The sequence below is a fragment of the Brasilonema sennae CENA114 genome, from assembly GCF_006968745.1.
GTDB classification, from domain to species: Bacteria; Cyanobacteriota; Cyanobacteriia; order Cyanobacteriales; family Nostocaceae; genus Brasilonema; species Brasilonema sennae.
This window is the reverse complement of the sequence record NZ_CP030118.1, coordinates 5,441,875-5,468,462: the sequence shown is the minus strand read 5'-3', so window position 1 is coordinate 5,468,462 and position 26,588 is coordinate 5,441,875. Positions and strand designations below refer to the sequence as shown.

Below are 26,588 nucleotides of genomic sequence, written 5' to 3'. Positions count from 1 at the left end.
TACTCAAGAACTACTTAGGGGTTAGCGTTTGTAGACAGATATCTGGTGTTGGATTTGAGTGCTAAGCGTTTGTTATTAGCCTCTTCTTGACACTAAACTATTATTTATGCTAAAACAGCTTCCTTAAAATTAAACAACATTAAATTTTTTTAAGGCGGTTCTCATAAAGCCTCGCCGGCTGGTGCGATAACTGGTAAGTGATAATTGATAACTGTTAAAAACTAACACTAATAAGCGCTAAGTTGACAGTAAAAGTTGCACCTTGCCCAAATCCAGGACTTTCGGCGTAGATGGTGCCACCGTGGAGTTCTACCAAGTGACGGGCGATCGCCAGTCCCAGCCCTAGCCCTTTAATAGATTGACTCTTTGAACTTTCTGCTTGACGAAAACTGTCAAAAACATGAGGCAGAAACTCGGCACTTATTCCGCAGCCAGTGTCACTTACCTTGATCTGAGCTTGAGTTTCATTAGCATCAAGACGTATCTCAATTCTTCCTGCTTTAGGCGTAAATTTGATGGAGTTGGTCAGTAGATTTAAGACAATCTGCTGCAAACGGTCTAGATCGCCTTGAACTATTATTGGTAAAGGGTCAAGCAGACACGTAAGCTCAATGTCTTTGGTTTTTTGGGTTTGATGCACTGTGGCAATCGCCGTTTCAATCACCGATTGCAGTTCAACAGGCTCAAGGTTAAGATGCAGTTTGCCTGCGGTAATCCGTGAAATATCCAGCAAGTCTGATATCAGTTTAGCTTGCAGGGTGGCATTGCGCTCAATTGTCTCCAGCGATTTCATCAGCATAGAGTGACTGGGCGGATTTGCACGGAGTAATCGCGTCCAACCGAGAATGGCAACCAGGGGGGTATTCAGTTCGTGGGACACTATTGACAGCATCTCGTCCTTTCTGCGGCTGGTGGTTCTTTCCTGGCGGAGTGCTTCAAGACGCAGGTGTGCCATCTGGAGATGAGCATTTACACGGGATACCAGTTCGGTGGCAGAGAAGGGCTTGATTAGGTAGTCGTCCGCCCCAGCTTCGAGTCCTTCTACCACCGACTCAACGCCTGCACGGGCAGAAAGCAGGATGATGGGAACTTCTCTTGTGCATGCCTCAGCCCGCAATGCTTTGAGCAACTCCAAGCCGTCTAGCTGTGGCATCATCACATCACTCAGTACCAGATCCGGCACTCGCTCTTGTGCCGCCGCCAGCGCCGCTGCTCCATCCCCAACAGCTTGGACTTGCACGTGTTCGCTCAGTATCCGCGTCAGGTAATCTCGCATGTCGGCGTTGTCATCGACTAGGAGAATGCGGGGTGAGGGAGATAGGGGAGATGAGGGAGATGAGGGAGTAATTTCTTCCGCACTTTCCCCACCTTCCTCTGCTCCTTGCTCCCTGTTCCCTGTTAAGCGTTCCCTGTTCCCTTCTTCCGGTAGCCAACGCTCAGCCTCCTGAACATAAGGATCTGCACCGATTCCTGTTGATGCTTGAGTACGTGTTGCTGAGATACGGTCATTTGGCAGGTGAGCTGTGCCCAAAGGAATAGTGACGGTGAAACAAGTTCCCTGTCCTATGGTGCTGCTCACGTCTACGGTGCCACCATTTAGTCGAATCAGTTCATGCACCAGCGCTAGACCAATACCAGACCCTTGATGAGTCCTTGCTTTTGTTCCTCGTATCTGGTAGAATCGCTCAAACAGATGGGGCAGTTCCTCAGGTGAAATCCCTGTGCCTGTATCTTCTACCTGTAACTTTACATGACGCTGATCAGCAAGATGCAGCCTGACGGCGATTTCACCTTCAAAGGTAAACTTAAAGGCGTTGGAGACCAGGTTGAGAACAATTTTTTCCCACATTTCACGGTCTACGTAGACGGGTTCTGGCAACGGTGGACAATCGACAATCAGCCGTACCCCTGCCCGCTCAATGGCGGAACGAAATACACTTGCTAGCTCAGTTGTCAACAGTGCCAAGTCTGTCGCCTCGTATACCGCTTCCATGCGTCCAGCTTCGATGCGCGAGAAGTCGAGTAGGGTATTGACCAGTTTCCGGAGTCGATTTGTGTTTCGATGCGCCAGTTCCAGTCGTTCCCGTTGAGGAGGGGCGAGGGGTGTGGTGCGATCGTTCAAGGCATCTTGTAGGGGAGCCAGCAGCAACGTTAACGGCGTGCGGAATTCGTGAGAAACGTTGCTGAAGAAAGTGGTTTTGGCGCGATCGAGTTCGGCTAGAGATTCAGCACGTTGGCGTTCTTGTTCAAGGACAGATTGTTCTCGAACTCGCTGCATTTCTGATTCACGGAGGGCAGCTTCGGCACGGGCACGCTCTACGGCTGCCCAAGTGCGATCGGCGGTTTCTTCTAGCAATGCGATTTCGCTTGGAGTCCATTGGCGCGGCACAGACTGATGAATGCTCAAGATTGCCCGCACTTTTTCATTTTTCAAGAGCGCCACTCCAACGGCAGCCCGCACCTGAATGGCATCGAACTCTGTCTTTGCCTTCGCCGAAAGCTGCATATCCACGTAAAGGTCATTGATCACAACCGTTCGTCCGGCGCGATAATCCGTGAGCAAATCGGAGTCAAACTCGGAAAATTTAATCTGTGCCACAATTGGGGAAAGTCCGTCGGCATAACCCGAACCGATCACGAGTGTGTCATCGTCATCTAAGACTTCACCGTAGAAAGCACGATTTACATTCAGATAAGCGCCTAGCGTCTGCATGGCTGTTTCCTGCATGGCAACGGGATCGCTTAAGGGACGCAGTGCATCCGACAACTTCAACCGGAAAGCATCCGTCTCAGCAGCGTAGCGCAATTGTTCTTCTGCACGTTTGCGATCGGTGATGTCATTAAATACAACCGCAACTCGTCGAGTGTCATCACAACCGACTTTAAAGACATAAAAGTCGTACCAAATTTGGTTAGGTGCGGCGTATCGCTCTAGCCGTTCAGCTTGACCCGTTTGGGCAACGCGACCAAAGATCTCGTACCAATATTCTTCATAGTTTGGATTAATTTCTCTCAGTCGCTGCCCCCGAAAACTTTGCCCCGTCATGCGAACTGCGGCTGGATTCTCATCAATATAGAAGAGGTCAGTGGGCTGATCGGTTTCGTCAAAAATCACGTCACAAAGGAAATACCCTTCGTCCATTGAGTTGAACAGCGATCGATATTTCTCTTCCGACTGGCGCAGGTCTACTTCGGTCCGGGCGCGTTCGATTCGGAGCCAAACGCGCCCGGAGATTTCCCGCAAAAGCTCGATTTCATCCTCGCGCCAAACCGAAGGCTTGCTGCGCGCGACGCCCAGATCGAAAACCCAGCGTCCGTTGCTTAAATAAGGCGTGTTGACGATCGAAGCGATGTCGAACGCCTCAAATGCCGCGATCTGTTCGGGCGAACGCGTTCCGTCGCGCACGTCGTTCATGACCATCGAATGCCCGGTGGAGAGCAGGCGGTGTTCCTCTTCGGTGTGGTAATCGGCGAGTATGTAGCTCCCGCGGATCTCAAGCTGCCCGGCGGGACGGCTGGGGAGCAGATATGTGCATGTGCCTGCCTCTGGGTAAATCTCAACAAACATGTAGCGCGACAGATCGAGATGTTCGGCGATGCGTTTGCCCGCCATTTCCATAATTTCTTTGGCAGTGGCAAGCGGCGCAAAATCGTTCATCAAACCGGCGAGGAAAGCGAGATTTGCTTCGCGGCGTTTGCGATCGGTGATGTCAGTGAACAGAAGCGACACGCGGTTGTCGCCCGCCACGCCAACGGGCAGCGCGTAAACGTCATACCAAATGCCCATCGCTTCGGTGTATTGTACGAAGCGCATCGGCTGACCCGTTCGGGCGACGCCCGCGAACCGCTCGAACCAGAGGCGTTCGAGGTCGGGCTGAAACTCCCTGATGCGCTTACCGATTGGATTGATGAAGCCGGTCTGCTGCTCGAACGCCGGATTCGCTTCTAGATAAATCCAATCAACCGCGTTGCCCTCGTCGTCCTCGATTAATTCAAAAATGCAAAAGCCTTCATCAATCGAATTAAATAAAGTGCGGTATTTTTCTTCCGATTCGCGCAGGGCGACTTGGACTTGCCGCTGCTCAATTAGATCAGCCGCTTGGCGGGCGAGTAAATCGAGAAAGCGCAGTTCGCGATCGCTCGGTCGATAGTGTTTGCGCCAATGCGTTGAAAACATGCCGATCGCTTTACCCGAACGAGCAATCAGCGGCGTGGAGTGGGCACAGAGATAACCTGCCTCCACGTGCACTCGGCATGAACCGTCGGGGTCTTCATTTTCTGGCACATCGAAATCAACGAAGGTGCGCTCGCCCGTTACCAGTGCAATGCCACAAGGCGTGTTTGAACTGGCGTTGACGCGGTAGAAATGCTCGATCATATTTCGCTCAAAGTCCTGGGTAGCGAGCAGCACCAGTTCTTGCGTTGCTTCATCGAGAATTTGCACCGTTCCGGCATCTGCCCTCGTGAGGGCGATCGCCGTTGCCATAATCTCTTGATAAAGCGCCTGAATGTTGCCTTCGGTGACGAGCCGTGCGCTCAGGTCACGCAACAGTTGTGTATCTTTAAGGTCTTGAGCGATCGCTGCTTCGGTTTGTTTGCGATCGGTCACATCACTTGCTGCTCCGAACCATTCAATGATTTCACCCTGCTCATTCAGCATTGGGATGGCGCGCGAGAACGTCCAGCCGATTGTGCCGTCCTGTTCAATAACCCGATGTTCCAACTCAAACGTGCTCTTGGTTCGGATGGCTTCTTGGATGACAGCCCATACCTGCGGCTGCTCCTCCTTGGGAATATACGTTTCAAGCCATGTGTGGCTGGGGTTCTCAGTGCTGGCGAGGATGTTCTTACCTTCCAGGTTACGCATCTGACTCCAATCTGCGCTCATTCTGTATATTATGTCCGAGCTAGCGGTGACGAATAAGCGGAATCGTTCTTCGCTCTCGCGCAAAGCAACTTCTGCTTTTTTGCGATCGGATATGTCGTAAGAGACGGCAAGCACAGCATAAACTTCGCCGCTTTTCGTGCGAAGCGGAGTTCCGCGCGATATATACGAGTGATCGTGTGCATTGTGCTCATGCTCAAACGACTCACCCAAGAGAGCCATGCGGTATAGCTCCTCATACTTGGCGGTTAATTCGGGCGGCATCGCCTCGAAAATGGTTTTGCCGACTAAATCTTCTCTTTTGAAACCGGCGGCATAGAGTGCTTCGCCTTCGGCAAGCAGATAGCGCAGATTGCGGTCAACGACAAACGCTGCCCCACCTGGCAGATTCTCAATCAACGTCCGCAAACGTTGTTCCGATTCGTGCAAGGCTGCTTCTGAGAGCTTGCGATCAGTGATGTCAAGCGTTACACCGATAGCGCGATCAACTCTACGGTGTTCTCCCTCACCCGTGAAGAATACCTGCCCTTTATCGAGTACCCAGCGCACGGCTCCATCCGTCCGCACAATGCGAAACTCATGCTCGTAAGGTCCGGGGGCGTCTGGACTGAGGAATTGATGGAATTTGCCCAAAGTCTGCTCTTGATCGTCGGGATGAATAAACTCTGATAACCGAGCAAAGGTAATTTCTGCGTCTTCTAGCAAGCCATGAATCGCTTTCAACGTTGTTGACCAGTTGATTTGATCGGTTTGCGGAATATACTCATAGGTACCAAAAGTGGCAGCATCGGCAGCCAGCTGTAGCCGTTCTTCCGATTCGCGTAACGTCTCAAGCACAGTCCGCTGCTCATGAATATCGGTGGCGGTTCCGAACCATTGAATAATGCATCCTCGGGCGTCAAAGACCGGACTTGCCTGAATCAGAAACCAGCGATAGTTTCCGTCTGTACCCCGAATGCGGTGTTCTTGTCGCAGGAGACGACGCTCATTCACCGCGTTCTGAAAATTGGCGAGGGATTGGGCGCGATCCTCGGGATCAATCACCTCTAGCCAGCCATAGCCCTGTGCCTCCTCCATCGTCTGTCCGGTGTAGTCCAGCCAGCGCTGGTTGTACCAACTGGTGTTGCCAGTTACGTCATTGCGCCAGAGCATATCGGGCACCAGGTTGACAAGAGACTTTAAGTATGCATCATTCTCGCGTAATGCTTCTTGCGATCGCTTGCGTTCAATAATTTCAGCTTCTAGGGCAGCATTGGCAGCAAGCAATTCCCTCGTTTGTCGCTGATTCAGAAGCAACGCTGCTGCTGTAAAGTCTGCCAAACTCGTCATCACCCGGACATCTTCACTGTCAAAATGTCGCTGCTCATCGTGAGATACAATCCAGATGGTACCAAGGGCATGGTTATCAGCGGTCAGTGGTAAGACTAGGCTCTCAACAATCTGTGCTTCTGCCTCTTGAAAATAGGTGAAATATCGACCGGGATAGGAATAAAGCTGAGGAGTACCCCTATCAAGGCACGTTCCACAAGGACTAAAGTTGCGGGGTGCGGTGTTGCCTACGTACTGTTTTAATGTTCCTGCTAAAACAATCCAGCCAAAGACTTCTTCACCACTCGGAGTTGTCTGTAGCAAGCTGACTCCTACGCTTTGGGCAGTGCATAAGTCCAGTGCCATGTCAACCAGATTTTGGAGCATTATTTCCGGCTGATTTACCAACTGCCGCGCCAACGCATGCAATCCCTGATTTTCTGAGAGCAAGTTTGGGGGACGAGGGGTTCGGCGGGATAACTCCTCGGTAATGACAACATCGTCTAATGTGACTGTTTCTGGTTGAGGTCGTTGCATGGCGCTTATGGCTTGGGCAATTCGGCAAGAATTTTATTCACCCTTACGGGTTCGGCACTTCCTTCAAGTCGGGGAACCCGCCCAACGGAGTGCCTCACTCGCAATTGAAACGATTTGAATTTCCATAACACGATACATCGGTTTTGTAGTTTTTTCAGTAGTTACAAATTCCTCTCCATCAACAGAAAGTGCAGCAGCAATGTGAAGCGCGTTCTACCTATTGTTTATTATAGATTGCTTTAGGTAGGGTCTCTACCTGGATGAAGGCGCTTGAAGCAAATTCGCGATCGCGAGCGCTGAGAATGCGAAGCGCACTAAGTGAACGGGTTGTATCGCCACGAGCCGCCGCAATAAGCACACCAGAATGAATGAATGTTCGAGTCATCTAGTCTTTTTCCCGCCAGCCGCCGCGACGCTCTGCGAGTTCCTGTTCAAGTTCCTCCTCCTTTAAGCAACGATACGTTGACGAATTTCCCACAGCTTTTTGCCAAGGGGAGTTTGTGGAACGAACTCCGGCTGGGGTTTAAGAGATTGCGCGAGTTGAAGCACTTGCTCTTGGGCTTCGGGGGAGAGTTCGCGCCAACATTCGAGTAGCTGTTCTTCTTTACTCATAATCAGCGTTTTTGGATAGCTATTTTGATTTTATTTTTTTATTTTGCTACTTTGTTACCATTAGCCATCTACCCTAATAGGTGAAGTCAATTGTTGCCACTGGCTAATTTTATGGGAAGCGTTGAGAATTTCTACACCAATCACATTGCCTTGTTGATCATAGTCAAGAATGACTCCAGACTGCTCTTGGTCGCTTTCTTCAATTGGTGCATCTGACCAACGAATCCGTAGAATATCTTGCTCTGTGTCGTATTTAGCTTGCATATTCTTTACCGAAGATATTTATTGATTTTGCTAGTTCTGTAGACTGTCACTACTCTAATAGGATTAACTTGATCGTTGACATAAGCTCTGAGCAAGTAGGTTTTTGGCGTTGGCTGCTTCAAATCTTCCTTGATATACCTTTAAGTTGTCCTCCTCTACTACTTGTTCGGGTTAGTTAAGTACAAGTTCTATAACCTCTAAAGGTATATTTCTTTCTACAAGTTCTTCTTGGGCATGGATAGATAGCTGAAAATCCATTGTCTTTTGCCATATTGCCCTGTCAAACTAACGGCAGCTTGACGGTAAACGTTGCACCTCGTCCTTGCCCCTCACTGGCTGCCTCAATTGTACCGCCGTGGAGTTCTACGAGTTGACGAGCGATCGCCATTCCCAAACCTAGCCCCCCAGGCAAATGCCTACTAGTACAGCACGGCGTAAGTTAACCAGGTATTACTGTGGGAGAATGAGTAATTAGATTAAAAGTAGTTTTTGCTGAGAAGCGGAGAATTAGGATGTGGCAGGATTAGCTCCAAAACAATTAAACTTAAGCGATGGCGATCGCTCAGAACTGCAAGAGTTGGTAAACCGACACAATACAGGGCAACAAATAGTACTACGTGCAAAAATAATTCTTCTAGCGTCAGAGGGGAAAAATAATGGCGAAATTGCTCGAACATTAAATATAAGTCTGGATATGGCTCGTTTATGGCGAAACCGATGGTTTAAAACTAGCGATAAAAAGTTGCCTACTTTTGAGAGACTACGAGATTCGGAGCGTATTGGGGCACCAGTAAAATTTAGTATGGAGCAAGTAATCAAACTGTTTGCCCTTGCATGTTCAAAACCCGAAGACTACGGACGACCAATAAGTCATTGGACACCAAGAGAACTAGCAGACGAAATTATAAAGCAAGGGATTATTGAAAGCATATCTGTCCGCCATGTTGGAAGATTACTAGAAGAGGCAGAACTTAAACCCCACCAGAGTAGTTACTGGTTAACCCCCCCCTAAGGACGAAGAATTTGACGTAAAAGTTGAAGATATTACTGGTTTATACATAAGTGCGATTGAACGTTATCAAAACGCAGAGCGTACAATATCAATTGATGAAATGACGGGTATTCAAGCTACAGAGCGTCTAGAAAAAGATTTACCGATGCGACCTGGTAAAGTTGAAAGAAGGGAGTTTGAGTATATTCGTCACGGTACACAGAGTTTAATTGCTAATTTTGATGTCGCTACTGGTAAGATTATCGAGCCTACTTGTGGAGATTCTCGAACAGAAGTTGATTTTGTTCTCAATATTCGTCGAATCATTGAAAGTGAACCCAATGCTAAAAAATGGCATCTAATCATGGATTGTCTGAATACGCATCAGTCTGAATCGCTGGTTCGTTTGGTTGCAGAAAAAGAAGGTTTGAATATCGATCTGGGTATTAAAGGAAAAAGGGGAATACTCAAATCCATGAAATCCCGTGCTGCTTTTTTAAGTGACAAAACACATCGAATTGTTTTCCATTACACCCCTAAACACTCTTCTTGGCTCAACCAGATTGAAATTTGGTTCAGTATTTTGGTTCGTAAGTTACTTCAGCGTGCTAGCTTCAAGAGTCAGGATGACCTAAAAACCCGAATTCTTGAATTTATCGACTACTTTAATAAAACAATGGCTAAACCTTTTCAGTGGACATATAAGGGTAAAGTGTTAGCTGTCTAATACTTGGTTTATTTACGCCGTGCTGTACTAGGGACTTCCGCCTGAGTAAAGCGCTCAAAAACATGTGGGAGAAAATCGGCACTTATCCCGATACCTGTGTCTTTTACCTGAATAGTAGCCCAAGAGTCAATGCTTCGACTTCGCTCAGCATTGACCCCGAGCGTTTGCGCAGCGCCCCCTCCGGGGCTAGCCGAGGGGTCAACAGCATCAAGCCTAACTTCTACTCTTCCTCCCTTAGAGGTAAATTTGATGGCATTGTCAAGCAACTTTGTGATAATTTGCTGCAAACGCTTGTCGTCGCCTAAAACGGAAATATCTCTTTGTGCAGATGTTGCATCCGAAAGTTCTACAATATGAATATTCTTAGCCTTAGCATCTGGCAAAATTGTATTAATAACTTCTTTAAGTAGAAAAGTCAGTTTAACTGGTTCGCGATTTAAACAAACTTTACCTGAGATAATAGTTGAGATATCCAGCAAATCTTCAATAAGCTTCGCCTGATTCTTGGCGCTGCGCTCAATTGTGTCTAAGGCTCGTATTGCAGTCGTCCGATCAAGCTGGCTTGAACGTAGCAAGCGAGTCCAGCCAAGGATAGAAACCAAGGGAGTATGCAGTTCGTGCGTAACCGTTGCGATCAATTCATCTTTGAAGCGATTAGAAGATAACTCAGAGCGCAGACGTGCCATTTGCAAGTGAGAATCAACGCGAGTTACCAGTTCACGAGCAGAGAAGGGCTTAATTAGGTAGTCATCAGCCCCCGCTTGCAGTCCTTCGATTGCCGCTTCTTCCCCTGCACGAGCCGACAGCAGAATAATAGGTATACCTTTTGTTTGTGGGTTAGCACGTAATGCACTCAGCAATTGAAAACCGTCCATTTCTGGCATCATGACATCAGTTAGCACCAAATCTGGCGGTTGCTCACCGACAGCAGCTAGTGCAGCAGCTCCATTGTTCGCAGCTTTAACCTGCCAGTGCTTCGAGAGCAGACGCGCTACATAGTCCCGCATATCGGCATTGTCATCGACTAACAAAACACGCGCAGAGCGAGTAGTTCGAGTATCTAAGACAGATGAACGAGTATCTACACTCTCCTGTGCTCCCCTGCTCCCCTGCTCCTCTTGCGGTATCCACCGCTGTGCTTCTTCCACGTAAGGGGCAGCACCTACTGAGGTTGATACCAGTGTGCCCATATCACTAATTTGCTCGGTTGGCAAGTGCGATGAACCTGTGGGCAAGCTTACTGTGAAAGTCGTTCCCACACCCACCTCACTCGCTACCTCCACAGTTCCCCCATGTAAGTGAACGAGTTCTTGCACCAAAGCCAGCCCAATGCCCGACCCTTCATGACTCCTTACCTGCACTCCTCGTACACGGTGAAAGCGCTCAAAAATTCGAGGTAACTCTTCAGGGGCAATGCCTGTGCCTGTATCTTGTATTTTTAGCTCTACTTTGTCACCTACTGGGTGTAATGAAACGGCAATTTCACCCTTAAAGGTAAACTTAAACGCATTGGAGATTAAGTTAAGAACAATTTTCTCCCACATTTCGCGGTCTACATACACCGGAAAGGTCAAGGGCGGACAATCCACAATCAATTGCAGAGAAGCTGTTTCAATAGCTGAACGGAAAACTGACGCAAGATCAGCTGTGAATGCAGCTAAATCGGTTGGCTCATAGACTGCCTGTATCCTGCCTGCTTCGATTCGGGAGAAGTCAAGTAAGGTATTGACTAGTTTGTGCAGCCTCATCGCGTTTCGCTGAACAATATTAAGTTGTTCGCGCTGTTCGGGCAGGAGTGAACTGTGTGTTTGGGCGATGACTTGCTCAAGTGGATTGAGTATCAACGTTAGGGGCGTGCGAAATTCATGGCTGACATTGCTGAAAAAGGCTGTCTTAGCGCGATCGAGTTCTGCCAATGCTTCTGCCCGCTGGCGTTCTTGCTCATAGCTTTGAGCCGTTGCAATGGAACTTTCAACCTGCTGGGCGACCAGTTCGAGGAATGAGCGGTATTCGGCATTGAACTCAAGCCGAGGGCTGATCCCTGCAACCAGCAGACATTCCACCTGTTCTTTGTTGCCCGACAGAATGGGGAGAATGAAGGCAGAATGGGGACTTTCTCCCCACGGTTCGACGCTGAGCGATCCGAAGCAATCGACCACATCAGTAACAAGCTGGGCTTCACGACTCTGTAGCACGTCAACCAGCGACCAGCCGCTCAAATGCTCGGTAAGATTGATCGTCGGGGGTGCAGCGGCACTCTCTGGCGGAAGTCCGGTTGAAGCAACCAGTTCTGCCGAGTTGCCTTGCAAGTTGACCTGATAAATCAAGGCAAAGGGAACATCGTAAGGGTTGAGCGTATCGGCGGCGGCGAGACAGGCTGATCTGAGCGTTTTTGCTCCGGTTCCGGCTGTGGCTAACTCTCGGAGCATCGTCAGGCGACGTTGACTAATCACCTGCTTTGTCGTTTCGGTCACGGTAGAGAGTACCGCAACGATAGTACCCGTCTCATCCCGAACCGGACTGTAGCAGAACGTGAAATAGCTCTCTTCCAGGTTGCCAAAGCGAAAGAGGGGCCAAAGGCGGTCTTCATCAAAGAAGACTTCACCCGTGGTCATGACCTGATCGAACATCGGTCCCATCACATCCCAAATTTCCGCCCAATTCTCACGAGCAGGTTGTCCCAGAGCCTTTGGGTGTTTTACCGCATGGATAAAAACTGTGGCATCGTTGTAAAGCTCGATGTAGTCACGCCCCCAGAACAGAACGCTGCCAAAGCGAGAAGCGAGAATTGTGCTGACGGAAATCCGAAGGCTTGGCGACCAGTTCTCGACCGGACCGAGTGGGGTTTGCGACCAGTCATGCGATCGCATCAACTCGCCCATCTCGCCACCGCCTGCAAACACATTCATTGCGAGAGCATCTTTCTTGCGTTCGGTTAAGCTGTCCATCTTTGACCTGGGAAAAATCTGCTAAAGTACTCGTAACAGTTATCAGTTATCACTTATTAGTTATCATTACATCTGACAACTGTTAACTGTAGTTCCTAAAAGGAACCGCTACGCTCCACTGTTCACTGATTTAACCTCGCCCAGCAAGCTGTGCCACCATTGCAATTAACTCCGTTGGCTCTGCCAATTTATGCAAGTGCGACTGAAAACCGGCTGATAGTGCCTTTGCTCGGTCTTCTCCAAGATAAGCTGTTATCGCACCGGCAGGAATCTGCCATCCCTTCTGTGCCTCTAGTGCCCGTACTTTCTTAATCAAAGCGTAGCCATCTTCATCCGGCATCCTGATGTCACTTAGTATCACATCGGGGCGCGATGATCGCTCCAGCACCTCCAGCGCCTCAGCTACTGAAACAACTGCTGTCACATAAATTCCATGTTGCTCCAGCACTGCCGTGATAAACTCGCGGGCATCCGCTTCATCATCCACAAAGAGCACCTGCAAGCCATCAAGCGAAAGAGGAGTCTCTACAGCTGCTGCCAGAGGCAGCAGCTGAGTTGCTGCCTCTGGCAGCAACTCAGCTACTGATTGGATGTGTTGTAAATTCGCAGCCTTGTACTTAGTAATATCACGCACGCCTATCCGTAGAGAAACCAGCGTTCTAAAAGGGTCACGCACAGGTGCCACCAAGAGTGAAGCGTCAAAAGGTTGACTCCTACGCGGACACATACGTATTTCCCACTCTTGCACGGAAGAATATAGAGAGGAAAACTCGTTTAATTTGTTACGAAAGACCCAACGTTCTGCCTCAGGCACAAAATTGATTAATGGTTTGCCAATTAGGAAGTTGGGCAAGACGTTGAATAATGCGCCAGCAGCGCGGTTAGCTAAGAGAATCACTCCTTGAGTATCTGTCAGCAAATAAGCATCGGGTGCAAACTCGAACAGGTCATAATAACGCTGACGTTCTTCTGCTAGATACTCATCCTGCTCTAGCAGTTGTTCCTGAATAACCTGCATTGTTTCTAAGCTACTGTGTATTTGTTCACTAAGTACATGCAGGGTGTCCAAGGAGGCATCTATTTGCTGCATCGCTTCAGCGACTTGTTGCGGCTGCCTTGGATTTAAGATAATATATTTTTGCAGCGCTTCTATCTGCTGACGGAGAATTTGGATACACCGAGAAAATTCTTCTTCACTCACAACTAGCCCGCTTGTTTACAAATATTTGTGACGCGAGTTTTCTAGGAGGAAAATCCGCTTTACTATACAGTATATATCTTTCTTGCAAAAACTACTTTGACACTTTTGTAGGCAAAAACAACTTTTTTTACTGTTTGGGTTACAACTGCTAATAAGTCTACTCTAATGTCTTAAACAAGTAAGGCGCGGTCAATATACCTTACTTGTTTAAGCACAATTGGCTTACAGACAGTTCATCGGGAGCATCCCAATTTTGCAATAAATACGTAGTGGGAGCAAGATGCTCCCTACTTTATTGCTGAAGCGGGCTGTCCGGCCCCCACTACAAAATAAAATAAATTTACACATTTGGGATGTTCCCCAGTTCACTCTTTATTTTCCAGACTGAATGCACTCAATTAACTCATAAAAAGGTTGCCAGTTATCTTCCTGAACAATGGATTGCCAAATTGATTCAATCACTGGTTTATGTATCACAGTTTTGGGATTTTGACGAGTTAGAGTTTGGGCAATACTATCTATTTGCTCAGGGTCAAAATTATTTAATATTTTATGGTATATAAGACACCAATTATCAAAAACTTCTGATACTCCTGATGCTGGTACAAGATTTGAATCTGCCATAATCAAACCTGGTTCATCTCGCCATTTCAATGAAAAGGTGCGAGCCATTTCGTAAAAGAACTGATGATAACCAACTTCGCTACCTTGCAAAAATTGAATAGTCAGATTTAAAAGTTCATCAGCTTCTGGGTGTGACAATTGCTCAAAACCCAACTTCTTCAACATTAAAGTGCGGTATTCGCTCTGATAATGCTCATCAAATTTAGCCAATCCAGCCTGCATATCACCGTAATCAATAACACCTTTTAAGGCGTCTTGGAGTGTTTCTAAATTCCACTTACAAATCCCAGGTTGATGAGTGTAACAGTAGCGTCGATAATGATCGAAATAGGCAGCAGTGAAGTAGGGCTGGTAACTGGTTATAAAGCCATAAGGACCGTAGTCAAAACTCTCCCCAGTTATTGACATATTATCTGTGTTGAGCACTGCATGACAAAAACCTGCTGCCATCCACTGCGCCACCAGTTCTGCTGTCCGTTTGACTAAATCGGCATAAAATAGAACATACTTATCTTCTTGAGTGATGAAATCTCGATAATACTGCTCAATGACATGGTCTAGTAGCTTTTTGGTCAAATCTGGACGTCGCAAATAATGCAGTCGTTCAAAAGTGCCAAACCGAATGTGCGATCGCCCCATCCTCACAATCACCGAAGAACGAGTAGGAGAAGGTTCATCACCTCGCCAAAGGGATAAGCCTGTTTCAATCATGCTCAAACAACGTGAAGTGCGTACACCCAAGTGATGTAACATTTCTGCAGCCAGAACTTCTCGTACTCCGCCCTTGAGTGTCAGCATACCATCACCACCACGGGAGTAAGGAGTTTTACCGGAACCTTTGGTGCCGAAGTCGTATAGTTCGCCATCAGTACCACGTACTTGTCCGTAGAGAAAGCCCCTACCATCTCCTAAAAAAGGGTTGTATTCGCCAAATTGATAGCCGTGATAACACAGTGCTAAAAGTGGTTTTCGTTCCTCAAATTTGCCAAAGGCTGAGATAAAGTCGTCGTCTTTTACCAATTGCGGGTTTAGTTCTAAGCGGTGTAAAAGTGCATCATTACGCCAGCGCAAGATATGTTGAGGAAATTCTGCTGCGGCGACTTCATCGTAGTAATCCTCACCCAGAGATTCAACAGCTCTTTCGTAGTGGAGATTGAGAAAAGGATTGGTAGAATGGGTGTTGTTTGCAGTTTCAGCCAAAGTCATTACTATTTATCCAAGTTATCCAAAATTGTTGTTGGGTGTAGCTCAGTTGGGATTAAAATGCTTGAATTTGATGTGTACAAGCTTATGGATTTGCCCGCCAGTTAGGATGAGTGAGACTTGTAAGGATGTGGTCTTGCCATTTTCCATTAATTAATAAATAATCCCTGGCATAGCCTTCTACAACAAATCCTAACTTTCTCAGTACGTTCCCACTACGCTGATTATGAGGCATATAATTTGCTATAATTCGGTGCATATTTAAGTCTTGAAATACATAGTCAATCGCTGCTTGCAATGCCTCTGTCATATAACCTTTTCCTTGTTCAGCTTCGGCAAGACCGTATCCTACATTACAGTACTGTGCAGAACTTCTGACAAAATTGGAAAAGTTGATAAATCCAATAATGTTTTTTTGATTAGCTTTAAAAAAAATAAAGAATCTTAATGATATATCGTTAATAAATTCTAAATAGTTATTTTCTAACTGATTTAGCCAATACTCTTCTGTAAAGAAGTTATCAAACCAAAGAGCAGAAAATGGAGTAAAATATGTTTTATTTTCAGTGTAAAACCTGAGGATTTTAGGTATATCATCATTTGTTGCTAGTCTTAATAACAAGCGTTGTGTCGTCAGATTCGGCAATTCCAATTCCATATACTACTGAAGATTTGCTTACCATTGCTATCGGTGCCCCTTCATAATTTAACAGTAGTGAGGCTTTCTGTATGAGGAACATCAGCTAGTTAATACTTGAGAAAGAGCTAAAATTATCTACAAATCTAACTAAAGTATAGAAATGTCAGTAGTAATACGGTACGATTGGCAAGAATCAGAAATACGTAAAATACATGATACACCACTGCTAGAGCTGATTTATCAAGCGGCTAGCGTACATCGCCAATTTCATGATCCAAGCAAAATACAAGTGTGTAAGCTGATATCTATCAAAACAGGGGGTTGTCCAGAAGATTGTAGCTACTGTGCCCAGTCCTCCCGCTACAAAACAGAGGTAAAGGCACAACAACTCTTAGAAAAAGAAACAGTCCTTAGCATTGCCCAACAAGCAAAAGAAAGTGGCGTGAGTCGTGTCTGCATGGGCGCTGCTTGGCGAGAGGTGCGCGATAACTCCCAATTTGAGCAAGTGTTGGACATGGTTAAAGAGGTGACAGCATTGGGTTTAGAGGTATGCTGCACCTTAGGGATGCTAACTCAAGCACAAGCCAAGCGCTTGGAAGAAGCGGGGCTTTATGCCTACAACCACAATTTGGATACCTCCCAGGACTACTACAGCACTATCATTACAACCAGAACTTACGGCGATCGCCTCAACACAATTAACAACGTCCGGCAAACAAATGTGACTGTATGCTCCGGCGGTATTCTCGGCTTAGGCGAAAGCGTAGATGACCGCGTATCTATGTTGCATACTCTGGGAACTTTGCATCCACATCCAGAGTCAGTACCAATAAATATTCTCTCACAAGTTCAGGGCACGCCCTTGGAAAATCAACCTGATGTTCCTATTTGGGAAGTGGTGCGAATGATTGCCACAGCACGCATTGTCATGCCTGCTTCGGATGTTCGTCTTAGTGCAGGTAGAGCCAGACTTTCGCAGGTAGAACAGGCTTTATGCTTCTTAGCAGGAGCCAATTCTATCTTTTCTAGTGACGATGGGCATATGTTAACTGTTACCACTCCTTGTCCCGGATACAACGCTGACCATGAAATGCTAAATTTGCTTGGTCTAGAGACGCGTTCTGCTTTCGTAGGTCAATCTAAAACACCTATAGAAGCCGTTGTTGGATAAAAATCTCACGCAAAGTTGCTAAGAAGCTAAAGAAAACTTTGCGAGGGACAGCTTGCAAGGGCGGGGAGACGCTTCCCCCGCACCCAACTGTCCTCGCCTTTAGGTGAAGCTCAAAAGAGCAATTAAATTAGCTTAATAGCACGAAGACCGAAAAGTAACCCAACAGCGATCCCAAAGAACAGACCTAAGAACAGTAAGTAAGCAATGATAGCAAACATCGAAGTTTCTCCATAATCGTTTATAAATATTATTGAATCATTTACAGATGAACGACTCAATAAAAATATTTATTGAACCTTTGCTAAGTTATCCTATAACAAGAGAGACTTGATAGTTATAATCAATCCAAATTTATTGTGGCTATAACAATAGAATAACGACTTATGATTACGAAATACGCTTTTCTAGCTACCGCTTTAGTGGTAATTGGTGGATTGGGGTTTGAACCAAGTATTGTTGCTGCGCAAACAGTCAAGAAACCCCTTACCAGAGTCATTACACCACAAACAACGGTCACGACCTTCCAAACACCAAACTACAGTATAAGAGTTTTTCGTCAAGGAAGCCAAACGCGGATGAATGTCTTTGACAAAAAAACTAATAAGCTGCAATTGAATGCTGCTCCTGTTCAAGTTCAAAATTCTGACCAACAGACAAGTTATACCTCGTCTGAGGGTGAACGCTTATTCCGTATTTCTGTTGACGGTTCTGGTAACAAGTCAGTTGAAATTAACGCTCCAGGTCAAGTTGTTCAGGAGACTACGAATTAAAGCAGTGAACAGTTATCAGTTATCAGTTATCAAGTACTTGATGATTGATAACTGTGCCCCATACCGCTACCTTTTTGGCGTTGCTGAAATCTTGATATGAATTTCACGCATTTCCATCTCTGTAGAGACGTTGCATGCAACGTCTCTACAGAGATTTACAGGAAATTGAACATCGTGCTACAACCATAATTCATTCCCAAATTCAGCTACGCCACCTTTTTGACCAGTTTTCAGAAAGTGGATAATATAAAAAGTTGAACCAGAAAGCGTCTCACATCCGGAATAAGGACTGTGAATGCTGTAGAATACAGCCGTCGGGCGCTTGTTTGGGATTTGGTTATGACTTCTATCATTGTAAATCTACCAGAACAGTCTTATGAGATTGCGATTGCACCAGGGGGCATAGATCAGCTGGGCGAGATGATGAGCAATCTGAAGCTGGGCAAAAAAGTCCTATTGGTTTCTAACCCGACTATTTTTAAACATTATGGGCAAAGGGTATTAGCATCTCTGGAAGCTGCGGGGTTTGAAGTTGTTAGCTGCAATTTAAGCCCCGGTGAACGCTACAAAACCCTCAGTTCTGTACAGAAAATTTACGACACCGCCCTAGAAAACCGCATAGAACGCTCCTCAACAATGGTAGCTTTAGGGGGAGGAGTTATTGGCGATATGACTGGCTTTGCTGCTGCCACTTGGCTGCGAGGAATTAATTTTGTACAAGTGCCAACTTCACTCTTGGCAATGGTAGATGCAGCGATAGGTGGCAAAACTGGTGTCAATCATCCCCAAGGCAAAAACTTGATAGGGGCGTTTCATCAACCGCGCTTGGTTTTGATTGATCCAGAAGTCCTGAAAAGTTTGCCAGTTCGTGAATTTCGTGCTGGGATGGCAGAAGTTATTAAGTACGGCGTCATTTGGGATGCGGAATTATTTGCCCAAATGGAAGAGAGTAAACGCTTAGATCAACTACGCTACATCAAAGCTGAATTGATTGAAGCCATTCTCAACCGTTCTTGTCAAGCCAAAGCAGATGTAGTCGGTAAGGATGAGAAAGAAGCAGGACTTCGGGCAATTCTCAACTACGGTCATACCATTGCGCATGCAGTAGAAAGTTTAACAGGTTATCGAGTCGTGAATCACGGTGAAGCAGTCGCCATTGGTATGGTTGCAGCAGGGCAGATTGCTGTCAAACTGGGGATGTGGAAAAAGGAAGAAGCTGAACGTCAAGACGCCCTAATTCAAAAAGCAAGTTTACCAACGAAGTTGCCAGATGGTGTAGATATTGAAGCAATTATTGAGTCTTTGCAACTAGACAAGAAAGTGAAAGCGGGTAAAGTCAGGTTTATTTTGCCAACGCAAATTGGTGTGGTGACGATTACTGACGAAGTGCCATCGGATACTATCCGAGAGGTATTGCAGGCAATGCAATGACCTTAGATGATTGTATCATTGTGAAGCGATCTGCTCAAAGCAGCAGCGCTAGCCCCGAAGGGGGCGCTACGCAAACGCTATCGCCCACCTTAGATTGAAATCTAAGGCTAATAGCTTAAGTCCACTCAAGTGGACTGAAATTCATGCCCTAGCTAAGATTTAATCTTCTTGATAGAACTTTCGCTACTCGCTGTGGGGTTTATAACCTCTAGGGGTGGTTGGCGATCGCTGCAAGATATGACCCAATTACAATGAAATTAGCCGCCAGTTCATTCGCGTCATGATACTCCAAGCCAACAATCAACTGACCTTACAACAGTTCCTGAATCTTCCCCCAGGCGACGGAGATATCACTTACGAACTGGTTGATGGTCAGGCAATTCCTAAAATGTCACCCAAGTTTTTTCACTCCAAACTAACCCGCGCCCTTCTCTATTTAATTGAACAATGGTGCGAGGGACAAGGAGAAGTTTGCCCAGAATGGGCAATTACATTAACTCGTGACGGGCGAGATTGGGTGCCAACACCGGATCTATTGTACATTTCTTATGAACGTTTACCCGCCAACTGGGATGAAGACGAAGCTTGTCCTGTTCCTCCCGATTTGGTCATTGAGATCATTTCGCCAGGACAAACTTTTGGACAAATGGCTGCTAAAGCAAAAGACTATTTAGACGCTAAGGTGCTGCGGGTTTGGGTGGTAGATAGTAAAGCTAGAAGCATTACGGTTTTTTACCCGGATGCAGCACCCCAGACTTATATGGGAGAGGAATTACTTACAGATTCTCTATTTGAAGGATTGGAATTTACTGCTGAGCAGGTGTTTCAAAAGGCGAGAATATCATTAGATACTTAGAGTTTGTATTTCCTACTCATTCTTGCTGATGCCAAGCTTGGTAGAAGTCTGGGTAGGGCATATTTTGGGCGCAGTGCCAGATGAGTTGAACGCAATGCTTGTAGCGCTCAAAGTTGTTTTCGTAAGTCTCTTTTGATAAAGAAGCTTTTAAAGCGATGACAACTTTTGCCATCTGATCCTCTATCAAAATCTTCTGTAAGCTCTCTGCTTCGCTATAAATAGATTCATTCTTGGAATTTCTTATTAACTCAAGCAGGGCATCAACTGCTTTTGGGTTGCCTGAGCCAAATTCTCCTAAATTTGTTAGTACTGAACTAAATAAAAAAATCTTCTGACGGTTATTGATTAACTCAACTAGGGTATCAATGACTATTGGATTATCTGAGTCAATTTTTCCTAAACTTTCTACTGCTGAGTGACGGATATTTTCATCCTGAGAATTGTTGATTAACTCAACTAGCACATCAATAGCTTTTTGATTACCTGAGCCTATTTCACCTAAAATTGTTATTGCTGGCTTTTGAATATTTCTATCCTGAGAGTTGTTGATTAATTCCACCAGCGCAACAGCTTCTATTTGGTTGTCAGACTCAAATTTTCTTAAAATACTTTTGGCAAATTTGTATTTTTCTTCATCCTGAGATTTCATTTTTAACTTAATCAGATAATCACTGATTGTTCTCATACCGTAAATGATTGGTAATGAAAACTTTTTTTTAATATTATTTTTTGAAAAACTAACTTGAACTAAACTACGGATATCCTCATCAGGAGAGTGATTGGATAAATCTACTAATGCAGCTACAGCCTTTGGATTTATAGTGCCAATCTCTCCTAAATGAAATAGTGCTGTTTCACGAATTTCTTTATCAGGAGAGTGATTGGATAAATCTATTAATGCAGCTACAGCTTTTGGATTTATAGTGCCAATCTCTTCTAAACTAAATAGTGCTCTTTGACAAATTTCTTTATCTTGAGAAGAGTTAATTAAATCAAAGAGAGTATTAAATGCTCTTTGATTCGTATTGCCAATTTCTCCTAAAAAGGATATCGCCAATTTACAAATTTCTTTATCTTTATAGTCGTTAATTAACTCTACTAGGACACCAACGGCTTGCAGGTTGCCAGGGTCGATTGTTCCTATACATAATGCTGATATAATGCGAGTATATTCATCTTGAGAGCTGTTCATTAACTCTACTAGCGCTGCAATAGCTTCTTGGTTGCGAAAGTAAATTTTTCTTAATATTTTTTCTTTTATAAGACTAAATTCCTTTGGATATTTTCTGATTGAATCCAATAAAGCAGAAAGAACTTCCGGGTAGTTTGCACCATTTTGAGCCAAGTGATTAGCAACTTCCCAGCAGAGATATTCGCTCTCTGACTGCTGAATTAGTTGCACCAGAGCAACAGTTTTCCTTTGAATATCTGTTTCTTTCAGGGCTATCTTAGCTGTATCTGCAATTTCTTTGAAGCAAGATCGCCACTGCTGTTTTTCACTATCGAAATAACCAAAGCTCCACTTAACAATTTGTGCCACTATTTCATCGGCTTTGGGATAATTCTTATACTCCGCAATCCCAGCCCCCACAAGGAAATACGCTCGATACGAATAAAATCCTCCACACCCATCCTCAAATTCCACCAACGCTTTCATAAACTCCTCCTTCTCCTCCCTCTCGACATCCTCACGCCCCAACCACAGCAAAATCACCTCCTTCCACTGCGGCTCAAAAATGCGGTAAGTGCCTTGCGCGGGGTTGTCGGGAACGTGGTTGAGGAAAAAATGCCAATCGGCGTTCGCCCCTTGGGCGGCTCCCTGCTGGAGCCTCGCCAGCGCTGCAAAATATTCCTCAAAAGTGGCATGAAAGAAAGCGTAGACGGGTTGATTGGGATTTTTTGCGTCTACGCCGACTTGATTGAGCCAGCCAACTTTGAGCGCCAATTGGAACACAGAACCATCCCTTTCTCCCAACACACCCTCAAGAAACTTTTCCCGGAGACAAAATCGGTTCTTTTCGTTGTCAATTGCTGCTAGCGCTAATTCTTTGAGCTTGGCGTTGAGTTGCTTTCTATCTTCGGGTGTTGTGGGAAATTCCTCTTGCTTCCACCTGTAGACTTCATCAACAAACTGCTGGTAAAGTTCTGCCTTAGTATCGGGTAACTTGCCATCTCGCAAATGCCAAGTTGCACACAACAGCGTCAACCGCAAGGGATTTCTCACCAAATCCTTGATTCGCTCTTTACCGGATTGGTTTAACGCTTGCTGCAACTGAATACCCAGTGCTGAATCGCTTTTTTGGAAACAATCGTTGATAAACTCCTCTACTTTATCTTGGCTAAACTCCAAGGTGCGATAGGTTTGAAAGCCGTTGAGAGAATATGGATTTGCTTCCCAGACATTCAACCGACACGTCAGCATTACATGCAAGCGCTCACTCCAGCCTACGATCCGGTTAGCAATAACGTTGAGAGCATTCGCGGATTTGGCAGCCATCTCATCTACGCCATCTAGAAGCAACCACACTCTACCAGCCGTCAACAGTTTTTCAAACTCAGCCTTGATTTCCGGCGTGACGGAAACGATAGCATCTTGCAGCCAATCATTCAAGAGATACTCCTTGAACTTTGGCGCTGGAGTTGGTAAATTTCCCAATGGTATCCAAATCGGTAAATAATCAGTCTTGTCCAATATCCAAAAAGCAATTCTTTGTAAAAGCGTCGTTTTACCTGCGCCTGGTTCGCCAATAATCGCGATTTTGTTGCTTTGCTGTGATTCTAAGACTTGGGCAAGAAAATCTTTGTACTCCAGCTTCTCGGTTTCTTCGTAGTCTGGCTTGTACAGCTGGGATTTTTCAGGATTATCCTCTCCACTACGCTTATCTTGCTGTTTGCGTTTGACTAATGCCAGATCCACACAAATGTCTTTGATATCAAATAGCATCTCATCTGCACGCATGAGCCGATTGGTAGTCATCTGCTTCTGCTTTTCCAACATTGTGCGGCAGATTTCTTGCCAGTCGAAGCTTTTCTCTGCTGTTTGTGCAGTCTGAGATATTTCTTTTGAATTTGCCTTTGGGTGTTCGTTCCACTTCTGCTTTAACACCTCCAGATTCTCTTCACCTGTCGCCGTCTGATGTTTCAGCGTTAGTGTAAATTTCCAGTAACCTTGATTCTTGGCAGATTTTTCGTCTTCGCGCACTCCCAACTCTTTTAAGCAGTCGAGTGCAGTTTGAATCTCTGCTAATTCCCTATTTTGTTCACTGCTGCTAGCTTCGCCTTTTAGCTTGGGAAGTTTTAAACTTTTGCCAGCTTTTTTCAGCAGCTTTAGTAAATGTTCCCTCCTAGTGCCTACTTCAACTGTTCGGGTTCTTTTCCCAGTTGTCTGTTTGACTTCTTTTCCCGTGACTCGCAGTTTATTATCCCTTACCCACTCAACATCAACTGCGTCTTTTAATTCCACATCCGCTAATTGTTCATCAGCATGAGACAGCAAAGCTTCTACCAGACTTAACGTATTCTCTAAAACTGATTCATCCCGACGAATATTCTTTGCCATCAGTCAAATATAAACATAATCTTAAGAAATTTTGTTTCCTCAAACAGACAAGCTTCCCCAAGCAGCAAACCCTGATGCTATAAGCATTATAGACACTGCGTGGGGAATCTGTCTGGGGAAATACCCAAAAAAATAATTAACCTTGTCAACCTAAACACAAGGTTAATTCAAATGTCAGCTAAAAAATATGGTAAAAACTTCAGTCAAAAAGCGATCCCTTTGTTGCTAATTCTGCAAACAATACTAATTTGCGTAAAAGCCGAAAACCGCATTCATCAAGGAGACTCCACAATAGAGGTTCTTATCTGGATGATTAACCAATATATTCCAGTGCTCAAACAAGCAAGCCGTCTGAAGGATAAGGACAAAAACGATAAACAGAACAAGTGTGCTGGCGACATCAAGAATTAAACCAAAAAAAACTGGAAACAACAACGGAATCTTTTTTATTCTTCCTGATCCAGAGAAACTCATGACGGATACAGAGATGGTAGATGCACCCTAATTGATGCCCTCAGTTAATGACTGAGGGTTTTTTCTTTCACAATCTTATTTATGACAACCTACAACCAGTCTTAATAAATTAATGGAAAAAATGTGGTAATAAACTTGGAGCCATCCACAAAGCATAAAAGATGAATCCAAATAGTAAAGTCGTCAAAACTGTGAAAACGTAGCCAACGGACATCAATAAACCATCAGATTCTACAGTGGCTACTGCTAAGAGCAATATTCCTACTGGAGGAATGGGATTAGTCAGAGGAATTGGCAAAATTAGTAATATTGCTAACCAAGAAATACAAAACCCATTGATTCGCCAAGTCAAAGGATGTTCTGCTACTTTTGCCAATCGAGGACGAGTGATTTTTTCTAAAATTCTGGTAACTTTTTGTAGGTTTTTTAAAATTACTTGGGTAAAAGAACGGGGAAATTTATATGTCGCAATTTTTTTAGGCAACCAAGGCGATCGCCTCCCCAAAGCCATCTGTGCCGATAATATCAAGCAAGCGCCACCAAAAGGTCCAGTTAATCCAGGTGGAACAGGAAACAAAAATGGCAAAACCAATAATGTAATGACCACGCTAAAACCACGTTCTGAGGTTTCTGCCAAAACATCACCAAGACTGAGTGGCTGTTCGGCTAACCTTAGCAGCAGGAATTTAATATCTTGAGAAAATTTTAGCTGCATCGTAATGATAAATTATCAGATATAAAATGTCTTATCTTCTAACTTACTCATTCTTCGCATGATTATTGGTCATAATTAAATATTGATTATTTATTTGATGGTACAAACACAGCTAAAGCACGAGGAATAACACGAAACTGAGCGGGAGTGTAGGTCGTTATTTCACCATCTGTATTGATGGGACGTGGTTTACGTGTACGAATCTCAATTTCTTGAGTGCTGATAGTACGTACATGATCCGAATAAATATGTCGTCCTTTTCGCATGGCAGGTAATAAGGGGATAATTTGCCACCAGTGTTTAATTTCCACACTGTATAAATCTAACTTTTGATCATCAATTGTGGCATCATGAACCACTGCCATACCACCACCATAATATCGACCATTCCCTACAGCTATTTGCACAGTTTTGACTATGATAGGTGTGTTATTGATACTAATCTCTGCTCTAAAAGGTCGAGATTTCAAAACCACTTGCAATGCAGTGATCGCGTAAGCGAGTATTCCCCAACGACGCTTCACTTGTTTGGTGAGTCGCTGAGTAATTTTCACACTTAGTCCACAGCTTGCTACATTGAAAAAGTGTTTACCATTTACCCACCCCAAATCAATACGTCGTACCTGATTATTGGCAATAATTTTGCAAGCTTCAGGGAGAGAATTTGGAATTTCTAAAGTCCTAGCTAAATCGTTGGCAGTTCCTAGGGGGATAATTCCTAGAGGTAACTGCGTTTCTACCAAAGCGTCTACCGCAGCATTGAGAGTGCCATCACCACCACCAATGATCACTAAATCAACTTCATGTTGGTGGCGGGTAATAACTTCGTGTAACTGTTGTGCTTCTTCTGGGAACTCATCAATCAGATCGAAGCCCAGTTCTTTAAGACATTCAACTGCTTCAGCTAGACGGTTTTCCCCTTGGCGGGCGTGAGTATTTATGAGCAGTAGTGCACGATGTTTCATTTGCCGTGTTTTTTGTAGTGTACTACCTATAATTTTCTACTTCTGATATAAACTTTGCTGAAAATTTCTTCTATCTTAATCCTCCAAAGATTTTTGAGAATCCGTGGAGACTTTCAAAAAACACAGGGGTGTAGGGGTGTAAGCCGAGCACTGGCTCCCCCTACTCCCTTATGCCTTTACACCCCTAATTGATGACTCACCTTTGCCACAAGATCCTCTGGATTCATCAACTCGTAAGGTTCAAAAGGTTGGTGTATCCAAGGGTTGTCAGGCAAATAATCAACGTAGTAATTAGGTGCTACCACTGAACAGGCTTTGTACCAAATAACAGCGGTACGAATATCCTCAATAGGAGAATCACTATGTTCTTTTAGCCAAGGAATTGTTTCCTTGAGTGTGATTCCAGAGTCTACCAAATCATCTACCAAAAGAATCCGCGAACCTAAATTTTCAGTGGTCATTGTCAAGTGATGAGAAAATGTTAAGCTACCCCTTTGTTGCTGACCAGAGCCACTGTAAGATGAGGTTGCCAAAATCGCCAAAGGCTGATTATAAATACGTGAGAGGATATCTCCTACACGCAGTCCTCCTCTGGCGAGGCAAACAATTTGGTTGAATTTCCAGCCGGATTCATAAATTTGAGCAGCCAGTTGTTCAATTTTTTGGTGATAATCTGACCAAGAAACGTAAAGGTCTGGCATAGGGAA

General features: G+C 45.1%; 20 protein-coding genes and 1 pseudogene. 7 read left to right on the top strand and 14 right to left on the bottom strand.

The annotated features are described in order from the left end of the window. Positions 1–214: 214 nt before the first annotated feature. The 5 genes and pseudogenes from DP114_RS35240 to DP114_RS22905 form a co-directional block, all read right to left on the bottom strand. Positions 215–6,730, bottom strand: a complete 6,516-nt coding sequence (locus DP114_RS35240) for an ATP-binding protein (protein ID WP_246162676.1) — start codon at positions 6,728–6,730, stop codon at positions 215–217. 217 nt (positions 6,731–6,947) lie between these two features. After that, on the bottom strand, positions 6,948–7,115 hold the full coding sequence (locus DP114_RS36105) for a hypothetical protein (RefSeq protein ID WP_318284186.1): 168 nt from the start codon (positions 7,113–7,115) through the stop codon (positions 6,948–6,950). A 62-nt stretch (positions 7,116–7,177) separates the two neighbouring features. Beyond that, complete coding sequence (locus DP114_RS22915) at positions 7,178–7,342, bottom strand: hypothetical protein (protein WP_246162675.1); 165 nt, start codon at positions 7,340–7,342, stop codon at positions 7,178–7,180. A gap of 60 nt (positions 7,343–7,402) precedes the next feature. Continuing rightward, the gene (locus tag DP114_RS22910; RefSeq protein WP_169266679.1) at positions 7,403–7,606 is read right to left on the bottom strand and encodes a DUF2283 domain-containing protein; all 204 of its coding nucleotides are present in this window, start codon (positions 7,604–7,606) and stop codon (positions 7,403–7,405) included. A gap of 280 nt (positions 7,607–7,886) precedes the next feature. Next, positions 7,887–8,012 (bottom strand): annotated as a pseudogene (locus DP114_RS22905) (ATP-binding protein); the annotation flags it as partial. A 108-nt stretch (positions 8,013–8,120) separates the two neighbouring features. Between DP114_RS22905 and DP114_RS22900 the strand changes: the two are divergent. Both DP114_RS22900 and DP114_RS22895 read left to right on the top strand, forming a co-directional pair. Then, positions 8,121–8,618, top strand: a complete 498-nt coding sequence (locus tag DP114_RS22900; protein ID WP_169263472.1) for a helix-turn-helix domain-containing protein — start codon at positions 8,121–8,123, stop codon at positions 8,616–8,618. Positions 8,619–8,649: 31 nt separating this feature from the next. Beyond that, positions 8,650–9,324: a transposase gene (locus tag DP114_RS22895; protein WP_256379389.1), complete on the top strand. Its 675-nt coding sequence runs from the start codon at positions 8,650–8,652 to the stop codon at positions 9,322–9,324. Between the two features lie 8 nt (positions 9,325–9,332). On the opposite strand, the gene DP114_RS22890 is transcribed toward DP114_RS22895, so the two are convergent. From DP114_RS22890 to DP114_RS22875, 4 genes are all read right to left on the bottom strand, one after another. Next, positions 9,333–12,272 (bottom strand): ATP-binding protein, encoded by a 2,940-nt coding sequence (locus DP114_RS22890; protein ID WP_211178651.1) that lies wholly within the window; start codon positions 12,270–12,272, stop codon positions 9,333–9,335. Between the two features lie 130 nt (positions 12,273–12,402). Next, positions 12,403–13,473 (bottom strand): response regulator, encoded by a 1,071-nt coding sequence (locus DP114_RS22885; RefSeq protein WP_246162670.1) that lies wholly within the window; start codon positions 13,471–13,473, stop codon positions 12,403–12,405. 372 nt (positions 13,474–13,845) lie between these two features. Then, entirely contained in the window at positions 13,846–15,303 is a 1,458-nt protein-coding gene (locus tag DP114_RS22880) for a protein adenylyltransferase SelO (protein ID WP_171977211.1), read from the bottom strand. 82 nt (positions 15,304–15,385) lie between these two features. After that, positions 15,386–15,958 carry a GNAT family N-acetyltransferase gene (locus tag DP114_RS22875; RefSeq protein ID WP_171977210.1) on the bottom strand — a complete coding sequence of 191 codons (573 nt, stop codon included), beginning with the start codon at positions 15,956–15,958 and terminating at the stop codon, positions 15,386–15,388. Positions 15,959–16,100: 142 nt separating this feature from the next. Between DP114_RS22875 and bioB the strand changes: the two genes are divergently transcribed. Continuing rightward, entirely contained in the window at positions 16,101–17,111 is a 1,011-nt protein-coding gene (gene bioB / locus DP114_RS22870) for a biotin synthase BioB (RefSeq protein WP_171977209.1), read from the top strand. Between the two features lie 122 nt (positions 17,112–17,233). On the opposite strand, the gene petL is transcribed toward bioB, so the two are convergent. Further along, on the bottom strand, positions 17,234–17,329 hold the full coding sequence (petL, locus tag DP114_RS22865) for a cytochrome b6-f complex subunit PetL (protein WP_169267445.1): 96 nt from the start codon (positions 17,327–17,329) through the stop codon (positions 17,234–17,236). A 165-nt stretch (positions 17,330–17,494) separates the two neighbouring features. Between petL and DP114_RS22860 the strand changes: the two genes are divergently transcribed. The 3 genes from DP114_RS22860 (at position 17,495) to DP114_RS22850 (ending at position 20,168) form a co-directional block, all read left to right on the top strand. Beyond that, entirely contained in the window at positions 17,495–17,881 is a 387-nt protein-coding gene (locus DP114_RS22860; protein ID WP_171977208.1) for a hypothetical protein, read from the top strand. Positions 17,882–18,220: 339 nt separating this feature from the next. Continuing rightward, positions 18,221–19,312, top strand: a complete 1,092-nt coding sequence (gene aroB / locus DP114_RS22855) for a 3-dehydroquinate synthase (protein ID WP_171978272.1) — start codon at positions 18,221–18,223, stop codon at positions 19,310–19,312. Positions 19,313–19,592: 280 nt separating this feature from the next. After that, positions 19,593–20,168 (top strand): Uma2 family endonuclease, encoded by a 576-nt coding sequence (locus DP114_RS22850; RefSeq protein ID WP_171977207.1) that lies wholly within the window; start codon positions 19,593–19,595, stop codon positions 20,166–20,168. Positions 20,169–20,184: 16 nt separating this feature from the next. Here the strand turns inward: DP114_RS22850 and DP114_RS22845 are convergent, their stop codons facing one another. Then, on the bottom strand, positions 20,185–23,727 hold the full coding sequence (locus DP114_RS22845) for a HEAT repeat domain-containing protein (RefSeq protein ID WP_171977206.1): 3,543 nt from the start codon (positions 23,725–23,727) through the stop codon (positions 20,185–20,187). 171 nt (positions 23,728–23,898) lie between these two features. On the opposite strand from DP114_RS22845, the gene DP114_RS22840 reads away from it, so the two are divergent. Continuing rightward, the gene (locus DP114_RS22840; protein ID WP_169267440.1) at positions 23,899–24,138 is read left to right on the top strand and encodes a hypothetical protein; all 240 of its coding nucleotides are present in this window, start codon (positions 23,899–23,901) and stop codon (positions 24,136–24,138) included. Between the two features lie 172 nt (positions 24,139–24,310). Here DP114_RS22840 and DP114_RS22835 read toward each other — a convergent pair whose 3' ends face one another. The 3 genes from DP114_RS22835 to DP114_RS22825 all read right to left on the bottom strand — a co-directional run bounded on the left by DP114_RS22835 (position 24,311) and on the right by DP114_RS22825 (position 26,582). Further along, a complete protein-coding gene (locus DP114_RS22835; RefSeq protein WP_169267439.1) occupies positions 24,311–24,916 on the bottom strand; it encodes an exopolysaccharide biosynthesis protein in 606 nt (201 codons plus the stop codon). 86 nt (positions 24,917–25,002) lie between these two features. Continuing rightward, entirely contained in the window at positions 25,003–25,881 is an 879-nt protein-coding gene (locus tag DP114_RS22830) for a lipid kinase (protein ID WP_169267438.1), read from the bottom strand. 176 nt (positions 25,882–26,057) lie between these two features. Continuing rightward, positions 26,058–26,582, bottom strand: coding sequence for a phosphoribosyltransferase (locus DP114_RS22825; RefSeq protein ID WP_169267437.1), 525 nt, complete (start codon positions 26,580–26,582; stop codon positions 26,058–26,060). Positions 26,583–26,588 lie beyond the last annotated feature (6 nt).